The following is a 14,669-nucleotide window of genomic DNA, read 5'->3' as shown; positions in this document are numbered from 1 at the left end:
ATCGCCGAGCCGGCCCGTACCGACGACGTTTCCTGGAAGGATTTCGAGAATGCGAGCGATCACCGTACGAGACCGTGACGCTGGTGTCGGCGGGCTCACCCTGACCGACATGCCGTACCCGCACGCGGCGGAGAACGACGTCATCGTGCGTGTGCACGCCGCGGGCTTCACCCCCGGAGAACTCGACTGGCCGGCGACGTGGACCGATCGCGCCGGCCGTGACCGGACACCCACCATCCCCGGGCACGAGCTGTCCGGAGTCGTGGTCGAGCTCGGCTTCGGGACCACCGGCCTCACCGTGGGCCAGCGGGTGTTCGGGTTGACCGACTGGGCCCGTGACGGGTCCCTGGCCGAGTTCACCGCGGTGGAGGCCCGCAACCTCGCTCCCCTCGCGGCCGACATCGACCACACCGTGGCCGCCGCCCTGCCCATTTCGGGGCTGACCGCCTGGCAGGGGCTGTTCGACCACGCCCACCTCAGGACCGGACAGACCGTCCTGATCCACGGCGCCGCGGGCGGCGTCGGATCGATCGCCGTGCAACTCGCCCGGGAGGCGGGCGCCCGGGTCATCGGCACCGGCCGGGCCGACGACCGGGAGGTCGCGCTCCGCCTCGGGGCGCAGACCTTCCTCGACCTGGACGCCGACGATCTCCAGCAGGCCGGCGAGGTGGACGTGGTGTTCGACGTCATCGGCGGCGACATCCTCGCGCGATCGACCGAGCTGGTACGCCCGGGCGGCACCCTCGTCACCATCGCCGCGCCGCCCAGCGTGCAGCCCAAGGACGGGCGAGCCGTCTTCTTCGTCGTCGAACCCGACCGCGCCCAGCTGGCCGACCTGGCCGAGCGCGTCCGTACCGGACGGCTCAAGCCCATCGTCGGCGCCGTGCGACCGCTGTCCGAGACGGTCTCCGCGTTCGCCCGCCGCCACCGCACGCCCGGCAAGACGATCATCCAGGTCGCGGACGAGACCTCGTGACCAGTGCGCGGCGGCCGTCAGCCCGCCGTCGCCCCTCGGACGCCGTACCGTTCGGCGGCGCGCGCCCGGGCCTTCGCGGCCTCCACCTCGCGGTCGCGGGGAGGCGCCTTCGTCACGAGGCTGTCCAGCAGGGTCCGGGTGGCCGCCGTCACCGCGCGGACCGCCTCGTCGAACGCCTCCTCGTTGGCCGTGGACGGCCGGGTCGAGCCGCTGACCTTGCGCACGTACTGGATGGCGGCGGCCTCGATCTCGTCCTCGGTCGCCGGCGGCTCGAAGTTGTGAAGCACGCGAATGTTCCTGCACATGCCCCCAAGAATGCCAGGTCCGGCGGACACCGGCGGATCGGTTAGCGGTGCCGCCCACACACGTGCACTGCTACCGCCTCGCCGGGAACGTCGCCGACGCGGACGACCTGGTGCAGGAGACCTTCCTGCGTGCCTGGCGGGCTCGCGACCGCTTCGAGGGCCGGGCGTCGGCGCGCACCTGGTTCTACCGGATCGCCACGAATGTCTTCCTCGACAGCCGCAAGGCGGCCGGTCACCGGACGGTGCCGTATGGTGACCCGCTGGAGTGGTCCATTGAGCTCGGTCCCTATCCCGACGCCCTGCTGGCCGACGACCCGCAGACCGGTGTCGCCGCCCGGGAGACCGTCGAGCTGGCCCTGATCGCAGCGCTCAGGTACCTGCCGCCGCGGCAGCGGGCGGCCTTCGTGCTGCGCGACGTCCACGGCTGGACGCCACCGGAGATCGCCGCCGCGCTCGGCACCGCCGTAGCGGCCGCCAACAGCCTCCTCCAGCGGGCCCGCCACACCCTCCGGGGGCGCGCTCCGTCGGACCCGAAGGACTGGCGCCGCCCGCAGCTCACCAGCGAGGACGAAGAGATCCTGCGCCGCTACCAGCGCGAAGGACCCGGAGACGATCCGGGCACTGCTCGCCGAGGACGTACGGATCACGATGCCGCCCGAGCCTGCGGTCGTCGGGATCGACGCGGCCTCCGAGTTCCTCGGCCGGCCGCTCGACTGGCGTACGTTCCCGACCTCGGCCAACGGGCGCCCGGCGCTGATCAACTATCTCCGCCGGCCCGGCTGCCCGCACTACGAGGCCCTGGTCGTCGACGTGCTCCGGATCGAGAACGGGAAGATCGTGGAGAGCAACGCCTTCATCGGCGCCCGTCACGTCGCCGCGTTCGGCATGCCCGCCACGCTCGAGCCCTAGGCGAAGAAGTCGCACGCCACATCGGCCGAGTGTCCTGCGGGCGCGCCGGCTCTCTTGACCGCCAACCTGCTGCTTTACTACCTTCCTAGTAAAGCAGCAAGGGGGCACTGTGTTCGTCTTCCGGCTCGACGCCCACTCCGGCGTGCCGCCGTACCTGCAACTCGTCCAGCAGGTCCGCCAGGCGGTGCTGCTGGGCTTCCTCCAACCCGGCGACCGCCTGCCGCTCATCCGCGAGGTGGTCGAGGACCTGGCGATCAATCCGAACACCGTCGCCAAGGCGTACCGGCAGCTGGAGCAGGAGAACCTGGTCACCGGCCGGCCCGGCCAGGGCACATTCGTCAACGAACAGCAGGTGGCCGCGATGCCGGCATCGACGTACACGTCGCTGCGCCGCGCCCTGGCGACCTGGCTGCGCCGCGCCTACGGCGCCGGCCTCGACGAGCAGGCGGTCAACGCGCTCTTCACCTCCGTCCACCAGCAGACCAGGAATGAGGACGTGGCGTGACAGAGACCGAGGTCGCGCTGCGCACCGACGGTGTGGGCAAGCGATACCGGAAGGGCTGGGCGCTGCGCGACTGCACCCTGACCCTGCCGGCCGGCGGCGTGATCGCCCTGGTCGGGCCGAACGGCGCGGGTAAGACCACGCTGCTGCGCCTGGTCGTCGGGTTGCTGGCGCCGAGCACCGGCACCGTGGAGGTCCTCGGCCACGACGTCACCGCCAGCACCCCGCACACCCTGTCCCGGGTCGGGTTCCTGGCCCAGGACCATCCGCTGTACAAGCGCTTCACCGTCGCCGAGATGCTCCGCTTCGGCCGGGCCTGCAACCTGCGGTTCGACCAGGGGCTGGCCGAACGCCGGCTGGCGAAGCTCGGCATCCCGCTCGACCGCAGAACCGGTGCGCTCTCCGGCGGGCAGCAGGCGCAGGTCGCGTTGGCCCTGGCCCTGGCGAAGCGACCGGACCTGCTCGTCCTCGACGAGCCGGTGGCCAGTCTCGACCCGCTGGCCCGGCACGAGTTCCTCCAGATCCTCATGGGCGCGGTCGCCGAAGGCGGGGTGACCGTCCTGTTCTCCTCCCACCTCGTGCACGAGCTGGAGCGCGTCTGCGATCACCTGATCGTGCTCAACCACGGCCGGGTCACGCTCACGGGTGACATCGACACCCTCCTCGCCGAGCACCGGCTGCTCGTCGGCCCGCGCACGGACACCGACCTCGACCGCGCCGGCACCGTCGTGGAGGCCGTCCACAGCGACCGGCACACGACCCTGCTGGTACGCGACGGCGCGATCACCACCGCGCCCGGCTGGCAGGCCCAGCCGGTGGCGCTGGAGGACCTGGTGCTGGCGTACCTGCGCCGGCCGACCGAGCCGAGCCCCGCGGTCAGGTCGGGGGTGGCGGCATGACGTGGTTGATCTGGCGCCAGCACCGGGCCGAGGTCGGTGTCCTGGGTCTGCTTGTCGGCATGTTCGGCATCGCCCTGCTCGTGCTCGGGACGCACGCCCACGACCTGTTCCCCGGCGGTCCCGCCCGGTGTGCGGGAGAGGCCGGTGTCAACGAGGGCTGCGCGGCCTCCTTCCGCCGGCTCGACGAGGAGTACGGGTACGTCGAGAACCTCCTGGCGGGCTTCTATCTGGTCCCCATCGTCATCGGTGCGTTCCTCGGTGCGCCGCTGCTCGCGCGCGAACTGGAGGGCGGCACCTGGCAGCTCGCCTGGACGCAGGCCGTGCCGCGGATGCGCTGGCTGGCCACCAAGCTCGCGGCACTGGCCGGCGTAACCGTCGCGCTCACCGGGATGTTCACCGCGGTGCTCACCTGGTTCCGTCAGCCCTTCGACGCGTGGGAAGGGCGGTTCCAGTACGACGCCTTCGACCTGGAGGGACTTGTTCCGCTGGCGTACGCGCTGTTCGCGTTCGGCGTCGCCACCGCCACGGGGGCGATCCTGCGGCGCAGCCTGCCCGCGTTCGGCGTCGCGTTCGGAGCGTTCCTCGCCGCCCGGATGTCGGTGGCGCTGCTGGCCCGTCCCGCGTACGCCACCCCGCTCACCACCATGGAGCCGGTCCCCGTCAGCGGCTCGACGGACCAGGCGGGGCACTGGCCCGTGCCCAGCTTCGCTGACTGGAGGATCGAACACGGCTACGCGGACGCCACCGGCCGAAGGCTGAGCTGGACCGAGTACTACGAGCTGGAGGCCGCCGCCAACCGGGCCGGCACCAACCTCAACCAGTTCCTGCACGCGCGCGGCATCCAGCAGTTCGGGGTCTACCACCCGGCCGACCGGTTCTGGACGTTCCAACTCATTGAGGCGGCCCTGTTCGTCGCCGTCGCGGCGGTCCTGATCGGTGTGGTGGTATGGCGGGTGCGCCGCCGTATGATCTAGTGCCCTGGTCAAGGCACTAGGCTGCGTCGTCATGAACGAACCGCGCGGGTCAGGTGTCCTCCGTCATGAGTCGCTGCACGACGGGTTCGTGCCGGCGCAGGGCCCGCAGCAGGCCTTCGCCGACGCGATCGACCGGCACATCGAGGAACACTTCGGGCCGGTCGAGTTCGTCTACCACGAGATCGTCTCGCACCTGGTCGGCGTGCACGTCTATGTCGTGGCACCGACCGAGGAACGCCCGTACCGCACGCTGATCACGTCCGGGATGAGCGAGCTGCCCATGACGGTGCCGGAGGGCCACGGCATCAGCCCGTACGCCGAACTGATGCTCAGCCTGCCTGCGGACTGGCCGCTGGACGCGGTGGCCGGGCTCGACGATGCGACCGGGTGGCCGCTGCGCGTCCTCAAGGAGGTCGCCCGGCTGCCGCACGAGTACGGGACCTGGATCGGCGAGTGGCATTCCGTGCCGAACGGTGACCCCGCGCAGCCGTACGCCGAGGGCAGCCCGTTCGCCGGGGTCGTCGTCGCGCCGATGCTGCGGGTGGCGCCCGAGGCCCGGGCGATCGACGTCGCTGACGGCGTCCGGATCGCGTTGCTCGCGCTGATCCCGCTGCACCCGGACGAGATGGCGGTCAAGGTGGAACGCGGCACCGACGCGCTCATCGAGGTGCTCGATCGCGGTCGCGTCACCGAATTGCTGGACCCGCAGCGGCCCTCGTACGCGTGACGGCGCGACCCGGGCGCTGTTCGGGCGTGCTCAGCTCCCGTCGAGCAGCTGTCCGAATCGTTCGACGGTCTTCTCGGGGCCGGAGCTGGTGCGGAAGGCACCACGCTCGGGTAGGCGGGAGTGACCCGGGTTGCCGTCGGCGACCCAGTCCAACTCGAGGTGCCAGGTCAGGTCACCGGTGACGTCGCCGACGTTCGCGACGAACACCTCGGGATCGGTCGCGGAGACCTTGAAGGGGAAGGTCACCGCCGGGGCGACCGTCGTGCCGGTGTACCCGTCCACCCCTGGCCGGGCAGCCACCCGTGGACTGGCCGCCTGGAGGTCGACGGCGAAGTACCGGCTGTCGACCTCGCCCCCGCACTGGCTGGTCAGGCCCACGCGAACGCCGCTGGCCGGCTGCCGCCGATCCACCACCGCGCGCAGCCCGGTGAGCAGCACGGCACTGGCCGACGGTGTCTGCACGGTGAAGTAGACGACGCCGACGGCCGGGACGCCGCCGTGCGCGTGGATCCACTCCTCGGAGCCGTACTCGGACGAGGGAGACGGTGAGCCGCGCAGCGCGGCGAGGCTCGGCAGGAGGAAGCTGGTCCGCGGGCACTCGGCGCTGCCCGCGGCCGTGCGGACGGTGATCCGCAGCGGATCCGCTGCTGACGCTCGGGACGGCTGGTCGAGCGCCGAGGTCACGGCCTGGCGTGCCTTGTCGCTGACCGCGTCGAGCGCACCCTTACCCACCGCCGCCCCGACCAGGAGCAGGGCCGCGACGACCGCTCCGATGAGGCGGTACCGCCGGTAGCCCTCGGCCAGCCAGGCGGGACTGAACCTGGGCGGTTCGGCACCGGGAGGAGCCGCGGCTTTTCGTCGGGTGGTCCGTGCCTTTCGTGACATGAGCGTGGCTAACCCGGGACTCGCCGGAGCAGCGCCTCGAGGTTGGCGAGTTCCTCGGCCCGGTGCGCGCAGTAGCCCTGTGTCCAGGTGTCGTCGTGCAGCGGTTCGAGCGTCATGATCACCTTCGTGCGGTCGCCGACCGGCTCGATGTCGATGACGGTCAGGTGCTCGTACGGCTCCTGATCGGGTACGAAGTCGATCAGTGACCGGTAGGCGAGGCGCGCCGGCGGGGTGACCTCGGTGAAGGTCTTCCGCAGCTCGACCGAGACCGGGTTGCCCGTGCGGTCGAGGAAGGCGACCTGTTCCGGGGCGGTCGCCGTCATGGTGTACCGCAGCCGGCCACCGGGCTTGAGGTCGACCTCGCTGACCCGGGTTTCGAAGCCATCCGGCGCCCACCACTCATCCAGGCCGGCCGCGGTGGTCATCAGCTCCCAGACACGCTCTGCCGGAGCGTCGTAGGTGCGTTCGAGCCGCCGGGCATCCGGGCTGGGTTCAGGTTCGGCGGTCATCGGCTCCTCCAGGGTCTGTCGGCGCGAAGCGTCGCCTGCCGGATCAGGTTCGCCCACTAGGATTCGACCGGTAAAGGGTTGCCCCGGCGATGTGAACAGCAGTGAACGGTGCCGGGCCCACAACGAGCGATGGGTTCTTCGTGGGTGATCGGGGCGGGATGCGGCGACACTCCGACGACGGCGCGCCGACGCTGTCCCTCGGCCTGCGGGACCTGCGCCTTCGCAGCGGGCTCAGCCTGCGGCAGCTCGCCGCGCGGTCCGGGTACTCGATCGCCGCGTTGTCCATGGTCGAGAACGGCCGCCGCCATCCCAGCTGGACGCTGGTCGAGGCGTTCACCCAGGTGTGTGGCGACGACCCGGCGATCTGGCGGCCTCGCTGGGAGGGCGACGGCGCCGGGCCGGGCGGCTCGCATCCCGACCCGCCGCTGCCACCGGAACCGGTGGTCGACGGCGCCGACCCGGAGCGGTGTGGCTGCGTGCCCGACAAGCGCACCATGCACGCCCGGAAGCTGATCTGGACGAGCCACGTTCCCGCCGGCTACGGCAACGTTCACCTCGGCGTCGTCGAGCTGAGGTACTCACCGGGCCGCTCGGCGGTGTGGGGACGTTTCACCGGGACGGCGGCGCTGGACAACGTCGAGAACGCCCGATCGATCGACGTCGCCGTCTCCGTGCACCGCGTCGACGACCGGGCGGAACAGGTCTTCCACTGCCGGTACTGCTTCGACGTGCACTGGTCGGACATCCTGGTGGCCGGCGGCTCGACCACCTACGCCCGTGCGGTGCTCTATCGCGACGGCCTCGAGATCGGCAGAGCCGAGACGAACCACCTCCTCCTGCGCTGACGGCTCGGGGCTCAGTGGGGAAACGCGCGGGGGACGCGTGCGCTGAGGAGTTCGTCGCGGAACGCCTGGATGCGCGTGATGACCTGTCGCCTGCCGATGGTGTTCTCGATGCGGTCGAGGTACAGGCATCGGGCGGCGAGTTTGTCGAGGTCGACGGTGAAGTAGATCGCCATGAGCGGGTTGACGAACAGGTCGCCGCCGCCGGTGCGCCGGCTGAACCGGACGTCGCCGAACGCGCCGCTGGTGGCGGCGGCGATCTGACCTTGGACGATGCTCGGCCGGTCCGGGGTGGCTGCCTGGGCGTCGGCGACGGCATCGCGGTACAGCGCGGCCTCGCGGCTGGAACCGGGAATGGACAGGGCGCCGAGGTAGCCGCCGTCGCGGTCGAGCGCGGCGAGGTTCTCCAGCACCTCGACGTGGTTGACGCCGTCGTGGGCGTCGATGCCGAAGCCGAGGCTGGTCACCAGCTTGACCGGCACGTCCAGCGCGGCCACGGCCGCCAGGCTGGTGATGTCCTCCACCGGGGTGCCGAGATCACTCTCGTCGCCGCGCAGCAGGACGTCGGTGCCTCCGTCGACCAGCACCACCGCGTCGACGTCGAGGTGTTCGACCAGATGCCGGTACGCCGCCCGTAGCGGCTGGACACCGAGCGGCGGAAAGGCGTACACGGTCGACGGGAGTTCCTGAGCCGCCAGCCACCGGGCGAGCGTCCGTTCGGGGAAGTACCAGTCGGGACTGGCAGTGTCCGGCCGCACCGCCGCGACGTGCTCCGCTACCCACGCCTCCCGGTCGACCAACTCCAGCTCGGAGAAGGACAGGCTGGCCAGGTGCACCTGTGCGCCGCCACGCCACAGCGCGAACGCGAGGGGCAGGCCGGCGTACACGTCGAACCCTCCGCCCGCTCCGGCGATGAGGATGCTCCGCGCCGGAGCCAGCGCGGCGAACAGCGGCGGAACCGCCAAGGAGAACGCATCGGGACCGGACGGCTGGACGGCGGGGTTCGTCACCGCTCAATGATCAACCATGGTCATCGAAAAAAGATCTGGGCGTGCTGTCGATTGCGGTGGGGCCTCTTCGTCGTCCTGGTGAGAGCCCGGCACCGAGCCGGTCCATTCACCCGCTGGAGGGCATGATGACCACCACCACGAACACGACCCACGCCACCACCTCGACCTTCGGTGCGCTGATCCGGACCGGTGTCATCGCCGCGGTCGCCGCGAGCGCCGCCACCATGGCCGTCGCCGCCGCCGGCAACGCGGCGGGGGTCGGCCTCGACGTCGGTGGCGCCCCGATTCCGGTGACCGGGTTCGGCGTGCTGACCGTCGTCTTCTCGCTGGTCGGCGTGGTCATCGCGGCGCTGCTGTCCCGTTTCGCCCGGCGTCCGCGGCGCGCCTTCGTCCGCACGACGGTGGTGCTGACGGTTCTGTCGCTGGTGCCGGACGTGATCGTCGACGCCGAGGCGACCACCAAGGTGCTGCTGATGCTCACCCACCTGGTCGCGGCCGCGATCGTGATCCCCGCCGTCGCGCGCCGCCTGGCCGCCTGACCGGTCACCATCCCACCATGGAGCTACCGGAGGTGTCGGACGCCGCTGACGTGGCGCAGGACGGCCAGGACCCGGCGGTTGTCGCTGTCCGAGGACGGCAGACCGAGTTTCGCGAAGATGTTCGCCACGTGCTTCTCCACGACTCCGGCGGTGATGACGAGAGCCGCCGCGATCCCGGCGTTGGATCGTCCCTCGGCCATGAGCGACAGCACCTCGCGCTCCCGGGGGGTCAGCGACGCCACCCCGGCCGTCTCCTGCCCGGCCCGCATCAGGTGGCCGACGACCTCCGGATCCAGCGCGGTGCCACCGGATGCCACCCGGGTCAGCGCGTCCACGAAGTCGGCGACGTCGGCGACGCGGTCCTTGAGCAGGTACCCGACGCCGGTGGGCCGGTCGGCGAGCAGGCGGGTTGCGTAGCGCGTCTCGACGTACTGGGAGAACACCAGCACACCGACGTCGGGGTGCTCGCGCCGGATGTCGATGGCGGCGCGCAGTCCTTCGTCGGTGTGCGTCGGCGGCATGCGGATGTCGATGACGGCCACGTCCGGCGTGCTGGCGGCGATGGCGGACCGCAGGGCCTCCGCGTCGGCCACCGCCGCGCACACCTCGAAACCGCGGTCCGTGAGCAGCCGGACGAGTCCTTCGCGCATCATCGCGGCGTCCTCCGCGATCACCACCCGCATACCGTCGCCTCCGTTCACACGTGTGTGGGCAGGTCGATCTCGACCCGGGTCGGACCGCCGGCCGGGCTGTGCACGCGCATCCGGCCGTCCACCACCGCGATGCGGCGGGCCAGGCCGGACAGGCCGGGGCCCTCCGGGTTCGCCCCGCCGATGCCGTCGTCCGTGACGGTCAGCGTCAGGCCCGCGCCGGATGCGGCGACGCCGAGCCCGACCCGGGTCGCCCGGCTGTGCTTGGCCGCGTTCGCGAGCAGCTCGGAGGCGCAGAAGTAGGCGATGGTCTCGATGGCGGGCGCCGGGCGGCCGGGCAGCTCGACGGTCACCGCGACCGGGACGGCGCTGCTCGTCGCGAGCGTCGCCAGGGCGTCGCCGAGGCCGTTGTCGAGGACCGGCGGGTGGATCCCGCGCACCAGGTCGCGCAAATCGGTGAGGGCGTCCTTCGCGCCGCGGTGGGCGAGCGCGACCAGCTCGCGGGCCTGTGCGAGGTCGGGTGGCGGGCCGTCGGCACCGAGCTTCTCGGCGGCCATGCCGAGGTTCATGGCCAGCGTGGCCAGCCGGATCTGGGCGCCGTCGTGCAGGTCCCGTTCCAGCCGGCGCATCATGGCGGCCGCGTCGTCGATCGCGCGGGCCCGGGTGACCTGCAGTTCGCGTACCCGCTCGGCCAGCCGGCGCGGACCGAGCAGCCAACGCATCGCGGCGACGTCCAGTGCCGTACCGGCCCGCAGCAGCCACGGCGCGACCAGCAGCATGGCGAGGCCGGCCGCGGCGATGAGGAACGCCCCGGCGAACGTCCGCGCGCCGATGGCGCCGAACGGCGTCAGCGCCCACACCGGGCCGAGGCGCGTTCCGGGCGGGTGGTTGCGGAACAGCGGCCACCAGACCGGGTAGCTGAGGTTGACCAGGCCGAACACGTAGCAGAACGCGCCGTAGCCCTCGGGGATGGCCAGTGGCACCTTGAGCAGGCCGTACCCGACGGCCCGCCAGCCCGGCCCGTCGGAGACCAGGGCGCCGATCCGCCTCGATAGCCGCGGCGGTGGGGCGTCCACGTGCACGTCGAGCAGCCGATCGGCGAGTGAGCGGTGCACGGTTCCCATCGCGCGGCCGATCGGGGCGCCCAGCACGATCAGGAGCGCGACGGTGAGCGGGAGCAGGACCAGGAACAGAGGTGCGACGGCGGGTGCGGGCTGCCGGGAAGTGGCTCCGCTCGCCCAGAGGGCGAGGGCGCCGAGGGCCGGCAGGAGCACCGGCACGCCCAGGACCGCGGCCGCTCCGAGCACGCCGGCGAGGCAGAACACCGCCCGGCGCAGGGCCAGTGTGGTGAACGGAGCGCGCAGCGCGGTCATCAGGCCATTGTCGCCGCTCATGCGTCGCGATGGCGGAGCAGCACTCCGCCGCACAGGATCGCCACCGCCGCGTACCCGCACATCAGCAGCGCACTGATCCAGCCGGCGAACAGCCCGGGCACCGGCGTGGTCACCGCGATCGAGTTGAGCAGCATCAGCAGCGGGACGAAGCGGCCGACCTGGATTCCGCTCTCGCCGAACAGGCCGGCCACGATCATCGGTACGAACATCAGGCCGAACAGCGTGCCGATCCCGGCGCCCGAGTGCCGCACGATCGTGCCGATGCCGACCCCGATCAGCGCGGTGACGCCCAGGTACAGGCCGGTCAGCACGACCGCGCGCAGGATGGCCGGGTCGGTCAGGGACGCGGCCGGGATGGCGGTGCCGCGGATGGCGAGCTGTCCGCCGAGGTAGCCGGCGAAGCTGGCGACCAGACCGACGCCGAGGGCCGCGCCGCCGCACACGGCGACCTTCGCGGCCAGGACGGTCCGGCGCCGCGGGACGGCGGCGAACGTCGAACGGATCATTCCGCTGCCGTATTCGCCGGTCACCATGAGGACGCCGAGCGCGCCAAGGAGCAGCTGGGCCAGGATGGCGCCGCCGAGGCTGTTGTTGAAGATCTGGGCGGCGGTCGCGACCGGGGTGTGCGATCGGTACCCGAGCCCCACCCCAATTCCGGCCGCGGCCATCGAGACCACCGCGGCGGTCGCCAGCCACCAGGTCGACCGGACGCTGCTCAGCTTGATCCGCTCCATCCGGGCCGCGTGCCGGAATCCGTACCTGTTCATGACGCTCCCACTCCGCGGTAGTCGGTGGCCTCCGAGGTGAGCCGGAAGAACGCGTCCTCCAGGCTGTCGCCGGCGGCGGCGAGTTCGGTGACGGTCGTCTCGGCGAGCAGCCGGCCGCGGCCGATGACCACGAGCCGGTCGGCGGTCAGGGCCATCTCGGCGATCAGGTGGCTGGACACGAACACCGTCCGGCCTTCGGCGGCGAGCGCGCGCAGCAGGTCCCGGATCCAGCGGATGCCCTCCGGGTCCAGTCCGTTGACCGGCTCGTCGAGCAGGAGGACACCCGGGTCGCCGAGCAGGGCCACCGCGACGCCGAGCCGCTGGCGCATGCCGAGCGAGTACGTGCCCGCGCGCCGGTTCGCCGCGTCGGACAGGCCGACGATGCGCAGCACCTGCTCGACCCGGGAACCGGGGATGTCGTTGCTCGCGGCCAGCGCGCTCAGATGCGCCCGGGCGCTGCGGCCGGGGTGGAACGCCCCGCCGTCGAGGAGCGCGCCGACCGTCTTCAACGGCCAGTTCAGGTCCGGGTACCGGGCGCCGCCGATCAGCGCCTCGCCGTGGTCCGGGGAGTCCAGGCCGAGGATCATGCGCATCGTCGTCGACTTGCCGGATCCGTTGGGGCCGAGGAAGCCGGTGACCACCCCCGGTCGCACCCGGACGCTCAGACCGTCGACGGCGACCCGGTCGCCGTAGCGTTTCGTCAGCTCACGTAGTTCGATCATACGAACGACGCTAGGCAGCGCCGCCTTCGGTCAGAAGCCGGAAACCATCCAACTCCGCCTGGGGGTTTTCCGCCGTTACCTTTCAGTGCGCTTTAGTGAGCACACGATCGGTCGCCCCGCCTTGCGGTGGGGACGGTCCCGGTCTTGCCGGCGGATGCCGTGCCGGGTTCACGCTTCACAGCCACCTGCCCGCGTGCGCGGGTCTTCTGGTCGGCTCCACGTGCTGCCACCGAGCCACTCCCGGCGGTGTTGAGCTCGGCCGCCAGGGCGGCCAGGTTGCGTGCGGCGTTCAGATCCCGGTCCAGGGTCAGCCCGCACGTCTCACAGTCGTACTCACGCTCGTGCAGGGCGAGCTTGGCTTTCACCGCGCCACAACCCGAGCAGGTTTTCGAGGACGGATACCAACGGTCGGCCACGAGCAACCGGCCGCCGTTCCACCCGGTCTTGTATGCCAGCTGACGGCGGATCTCGGCGAACCCGGCATCAGCGATGCGCCGGGCCAGCTGCCGGTTGCGGAGCATGCCGGCGACGTTCAGGTCCTCGACAACGATGCTGCCGTGTTCGTGTGCCAGCCTGGTGGTGAGCTTGTGCAGCCCGTCGCGGCGCAGGTTCGCGACGCGAGCGTGGGCACGCCCCAGTCGGTTCGAGGCGCGCTGCCAGCGCCTCGAGGGGCGGCAGCCGGTGCGCCGGTCGGGCCCGGACTTTCGCGAGCAGGCCGGACCGAGCGCCCGCAGTCGGGCCTGCGCGGCGACGAGGTGGCGCGGGTTGTCGACCAGCTCGCCGGTGGACAACACCGCAAGGTGCTTGATCCCGACATCCACACCCACCACCGAGCCGAGCCGGGCTGGCTGCCGGTCGGCCCGCTGCACCTCAACGGTGAACGAGACATGCCACCGTCCGCCGTCGCGGCGCACGGTGGCGGACATGATCCGCGCGGTGCCGTAATCGACCCGGCGGGCGAGCTTACGGGCGGATTCGTGCAGCTTCAACCGGCCCAGCCTCGGCAGCACCACGTGCCTGCGGTCAGGCTCGACGCGGATCGCGCCGGTGGTGAACCGCACCGACGGTGTGGCACGGCGGCGCGACTTGAAGCGGGGGAAACCGACCGGCCTGCCGGCCCGCCCGCCGTTGCGGGAGTCAGCCCAGTTCTTCAGGCCGCGGGCCAGAGCGTCCAGTCCGGTGTTGAACGCCTCTTTGGACACCTCGCCCCACCACGGCGCCGCCTCGGCCTTCGCGGCGTTCCACGCCTTGCGCAGCCCGGCCAGCGACCACGGCAGCGACGGCGTCAGCAGCTCATCGGGCACCCCATAGGAGCGCTCCAACGCGCGCTGGTCCATGACCGCCTTGACCCGGGCCAGCGCCCAGTTGTGCACGACTCGCGCAGCCCCGACGTGCGCGTTCACGGCGCGTTCCTGCCCCGGGGTGAGGTCGAGGGCGAAGCGGTACGCCTGGACCGTCCTCACGTCGGATCCCCGGTGGCCGCCTCCACCGCGCGGCGGACACGATCCGCGGCGGCGCGTCGGCCGTACAGGCGGACGCACAGCGACGTCAGGATCTCCGTCACGTCACCCACCAGGTCGTCGTCGACCCCGGACGGGTCCACCACCAACAGCCGGCGGCCCTGCGCGGACAGCGCAGCCTCGACGTACTCGGCACCGAACCGGGCGAACCGGTCCCGGTGCTCGACCACGATCGTCGAAACGGCCGGGTCACGCAACAGGGAGAGGAACTTCTCGCGGTCCCCGTTGAGCGCCGAGCCGACCTCGGTCACCACCCGATCGACGGCAAGTCCCTGACCGGTGGCCCACACGGTCACCCGGGCGACCTGCCGGTCCAGATCCGGCTTCTGATCGGCCGAGGACACCCGCGCGTACACCACAACCTGCCCGGCATCCGGCGCCACGCCGGCCACTGGTTCACCAACCATGATCAGCCGACCGAGCCGGTAGGCGGAAACGGGCAGCGTTCCCGACTCGTACCGCCGCCGCGCGGTCGCGTACGAGATACCGGTGGCCGCCGCCCATTCCTTCAAGTTCACACCGTCACCATAGGAGACTGC

18 protein-coding genes and 1 pseudogene are annotated in these 14,669 nt (G+C 71.7%); 9 read left to right on the top strand and 10 right to left on the bottom strand.

The window, feature by feature from the left end; genetic code table 11:
• Positions 1-49 precede the first annotated feature (49 nt).
• A complete protein-coding gene (locus tag GCE86_RS10240) occupies positions 50-976 on the top strand; it encodes an NADP-dependent oxidoreductase (RefSeq protein WP_154226727.1) in 927 nt (308 codons plus the stop codon).
• A gap of 17 nt (positions 977-993) precedes the next feature.
• Here GCE86_RS10240 and GCE86_RS10235 read toward each other — a convergent pair whose 3' ends face one another.
• Entirely contained in the window at positions 994-1,281 is a 288-nt protein-coding gene (locus GCE86_RS10235) for a DUF2277 domain-containing protein (RefSeq protein ID WP_154226726.1), read from the bottom strand.
• Positions 1,282-1,328: 47 nt separating this feature from the next.
• Between GCE86_RS10235 and GCE86_RS32010 the strand changes: the two are divergent.
• The 6 genes and pseudogenes from GCE86_RS32010 to GCE86_RS10210 form a co-directional block, all read left to right on the top strand.
• Positions 1,329-1,736 (top strand): annotated as a pseudogene (locus tag GCE86_RS32010) (sigma-70 family RNA polymerase sigma factor); the annotation flags it as partial.
• Positions 1,737-1,893: 157 nt separating this feature from the next.
• Complete coding sequence (locus GCE86_RS32005; protein WP_341874579.1) at positions 1,894-2,190, top strand: sigma-70 family RNA polymerase sigma factor family protein; 297 nt, start codon at positions 1,894-1,896, stop codon at positions 2,188-2,190.
• Between the two features lie 109 nt (positions 2,191-2,299).
• On the top strand, positions 2,300-2,695 hold the full coding sequence (locus GCE86_RS10225) for a GntR family transcriptional regulator (RefSeq protein WP_154226725.1): 396 nt from the start codon (positions 2,300-2,302) through the stop codon (positions 2,693-2,695).
• A complete protein-coding gene (locus GCE86_RS10220; RefSeq protein ID WP_154226724.1) occupies positions 2,692-3,591 on the top strand; it encodes an ABC transporter ATP-binding protein in 900 nt (299 codons plus the stop codon). The genes GCE86_RS10225 and GCE86_RS10220 overlap by 4 nt, the downstream gene beginning before the upstream one ends.
• On the top strand, positions 3,588-4,565 hold the full coding sequence (locus GCE86_RS10215) for an ABC transporter permease subunit (RefSeq protein WP_154226723.1): 978 nt from the start codon (positions 3,588-3,590) through the stop codon (positions 4,563-4,565). The genes GCE86_RS10220 and GCE86_RS10215 overlap by 4 nt, the downstream gene beginning before the upstream one ends.
• 31 nt (positions 4,566-4,596) lie before the next feature.
• Positions 4,597-5,292, top strand: a complete 696-nt coding sequence (locus GCE86_RS10210) for a suppressor of fused domain protein (protein ID WP_154226722.1) — start codon at positions 4,597-4,599, stop codon at positions 5,290-5,292.
• Between the two features lie 30 nt (positions 5,293-5,322).
• Here GCE86_RS10210 and GCE86_RS10205 read toward each other — a convergent pair whose 3' ends face one another.
• Positions 5,323-6,177 carry a hypothetical protein gene (locus tag GCE86_RS10205; protein WP_154226721.1) on the bottom strand — a complete coding sequence of 285 codons (855 nt, stop codon included), beginning with the start codon at positions 6,175-6,177 and terminating at the stop codon, positions 5,323-5,325.
• 8 nt (positions 6,178-6,185) lie between these two features.
• Complete coding sequence (locus GCE86_RS10200; protein ID WP_154226720.1) at positions 6,186-6,686, bottom strand: SRPBCC family protein; 501 nt, start codon at positions 6,684-6,686, stop codon at positions 6,186-6,188.
• Between the two features lie 158 nt (positions 6,687-6,844).
• Here GCE86_RS10200 and GCE86_RS10195 point away from each other — a divergent pair, with 158 nt between their 5' ends.
• On the top strand, positions 6,845-7,531 hold the full coding sequence (locus tag GCE86_RS10195) for a helix-turn-helix domain-containing protein (RefSeq protein ID WP_154226719.1): 687 nt from the start codon (positions 6,845-6,847) through the stop codon (positions 7,529-7,531).
• Between the two features lie 11 nt (positions 7,532-7,542).
• Here GCE86_RS10195 and GCE86_RS10190 read toward each other — a convergent pair whose 3' ends face one another.
• Complete coding sequence (locus GCE86_RS10190) at positions 7,543-8,538, bottom strand: DUF1152 domain-containing protein (RefSeq protein WP_154226718.1); 996 nt, start codon at positions 8,536-8,538, stop codon at positions 7,543-7,545.
• A 122-nt stretch (positions 8,539-8,660) separates the two neighbouring features.
• Between GCE86_RS10190 and GCE86_RS10185 the strand changes: the two genes are divergently transcribed.
• A complete protein-coding gene (locus GCE86_RS10185) occupies positions 8,661-9,077 on the top strand; it encodes a DUF6069 family protein (protein ID WP_244317256.1) in 417 nt (138 codons plus the stop codon).
• A gap of 23 nt (positions 9,078-9,100) precedes the next feature.
• Here the strand turns inward: GCE86_RS10185 and GCE86_RS10180 are convergent, their stop codons facing one another.
• The 6 genes from GCE86_RS10180 to GCE86_RS10155 all read right to left on the bottom strand — a co-directional run bounded on the left by GCE86_RS10180 (position 9,101) and on the right by GCE86_RS10155 (position 14,648).
• Positions 9,101-9,760: a response regulator transcription factor gene (locus GCE86_RS10180; protein WP_154226717.1), complete on the bottom strand. Its 660-nt coding sequence runs from the start codon at positions 9,758-9,760 to the stop codon at positions 9,101-9,103.
• 14 nt (positions 9,761-9,774) lie between these two features.
• Positions 9,775-11,100 (bottom strand): sensor histidine kinase, encoded by a 1,326-nt coding sequence (locus GCE86_RS10175; protein ID WP_154226716.1) that lies wholly within the window; start codon positions 11,098-11,100, stop codon positions 9,775-9,777.
• 17 nt (positions 11,101-11,117) lie between these two features.
• Positions 11,118-11,888 carry an ABC transporter permease subunit gene (locus tag GCE86_RS10170; protein WP_154226715.1) on the bottom strand — a complete coding sequence of 257 codons (771 nt, stop codon included), beginning with the start codon at positions 11,886-11,888 and terminating at the stop codon, positions 11,118-11,120.
• On the bottom strand, positions 11,885-12,610 hold the full coding sequence (locus tag GCE86_RS10165; protein ID WP_154226714.1) for an ABC transporter ATP-binding protein: 726 nt from the start codon (positions 12,608-12,610) through the stop codon (positions 11,885-11,887). The genes GCE86_RS10170 and GCE86_RS10165 overlap by 4 nt, the downstream gene beginning before the upstream one ends.
• A 92-nt stretch (positions 12,611-12,702) precedes the next feature.
• Positions 12,703-14,073, bottom strand: a complete 1,371-nt coding sequence (gene tnpB / locus GCE86_RS10160) for an IS607 family element RNA-guided endonuclease TnpB (RefSeq protein ID WP_154226713.1) — start codon at positions 14,071-14,073, stop codon at positions 12,703-12,705.
• Positions 14,070-14,648 (bottom strand): IS607 family transposase, encoded by a 579-nt coding sequence (locus tag GCE86_RS10155; RefSeq protein WP_154230429.1) that lies wholly within the window; start codon positions 14,646-14,648, stop codon positions 14,070-14,072. The genes tnpB and GCE86_RS10155 overlap by 4 nt, the downstream gene beginning before the upstream one ends.
• Between the last annotated feature and the right edge of the window lie 21 nt (positions 14,649-14,669).

Origin of the sequence: Micromonospora terminaliae (genome assembly GCF_009671205.1) — a bacterium.
Classification (GTDB): Bacteria; Actinomycetota; Actinomycetes; order Mycobacteriales; family Micromonosporaceae; genus Micromonospora; species Micromonospora terminaliae.
This window is presented reverse-complemented; position numbering and strand designations above follow the sequence as displayed.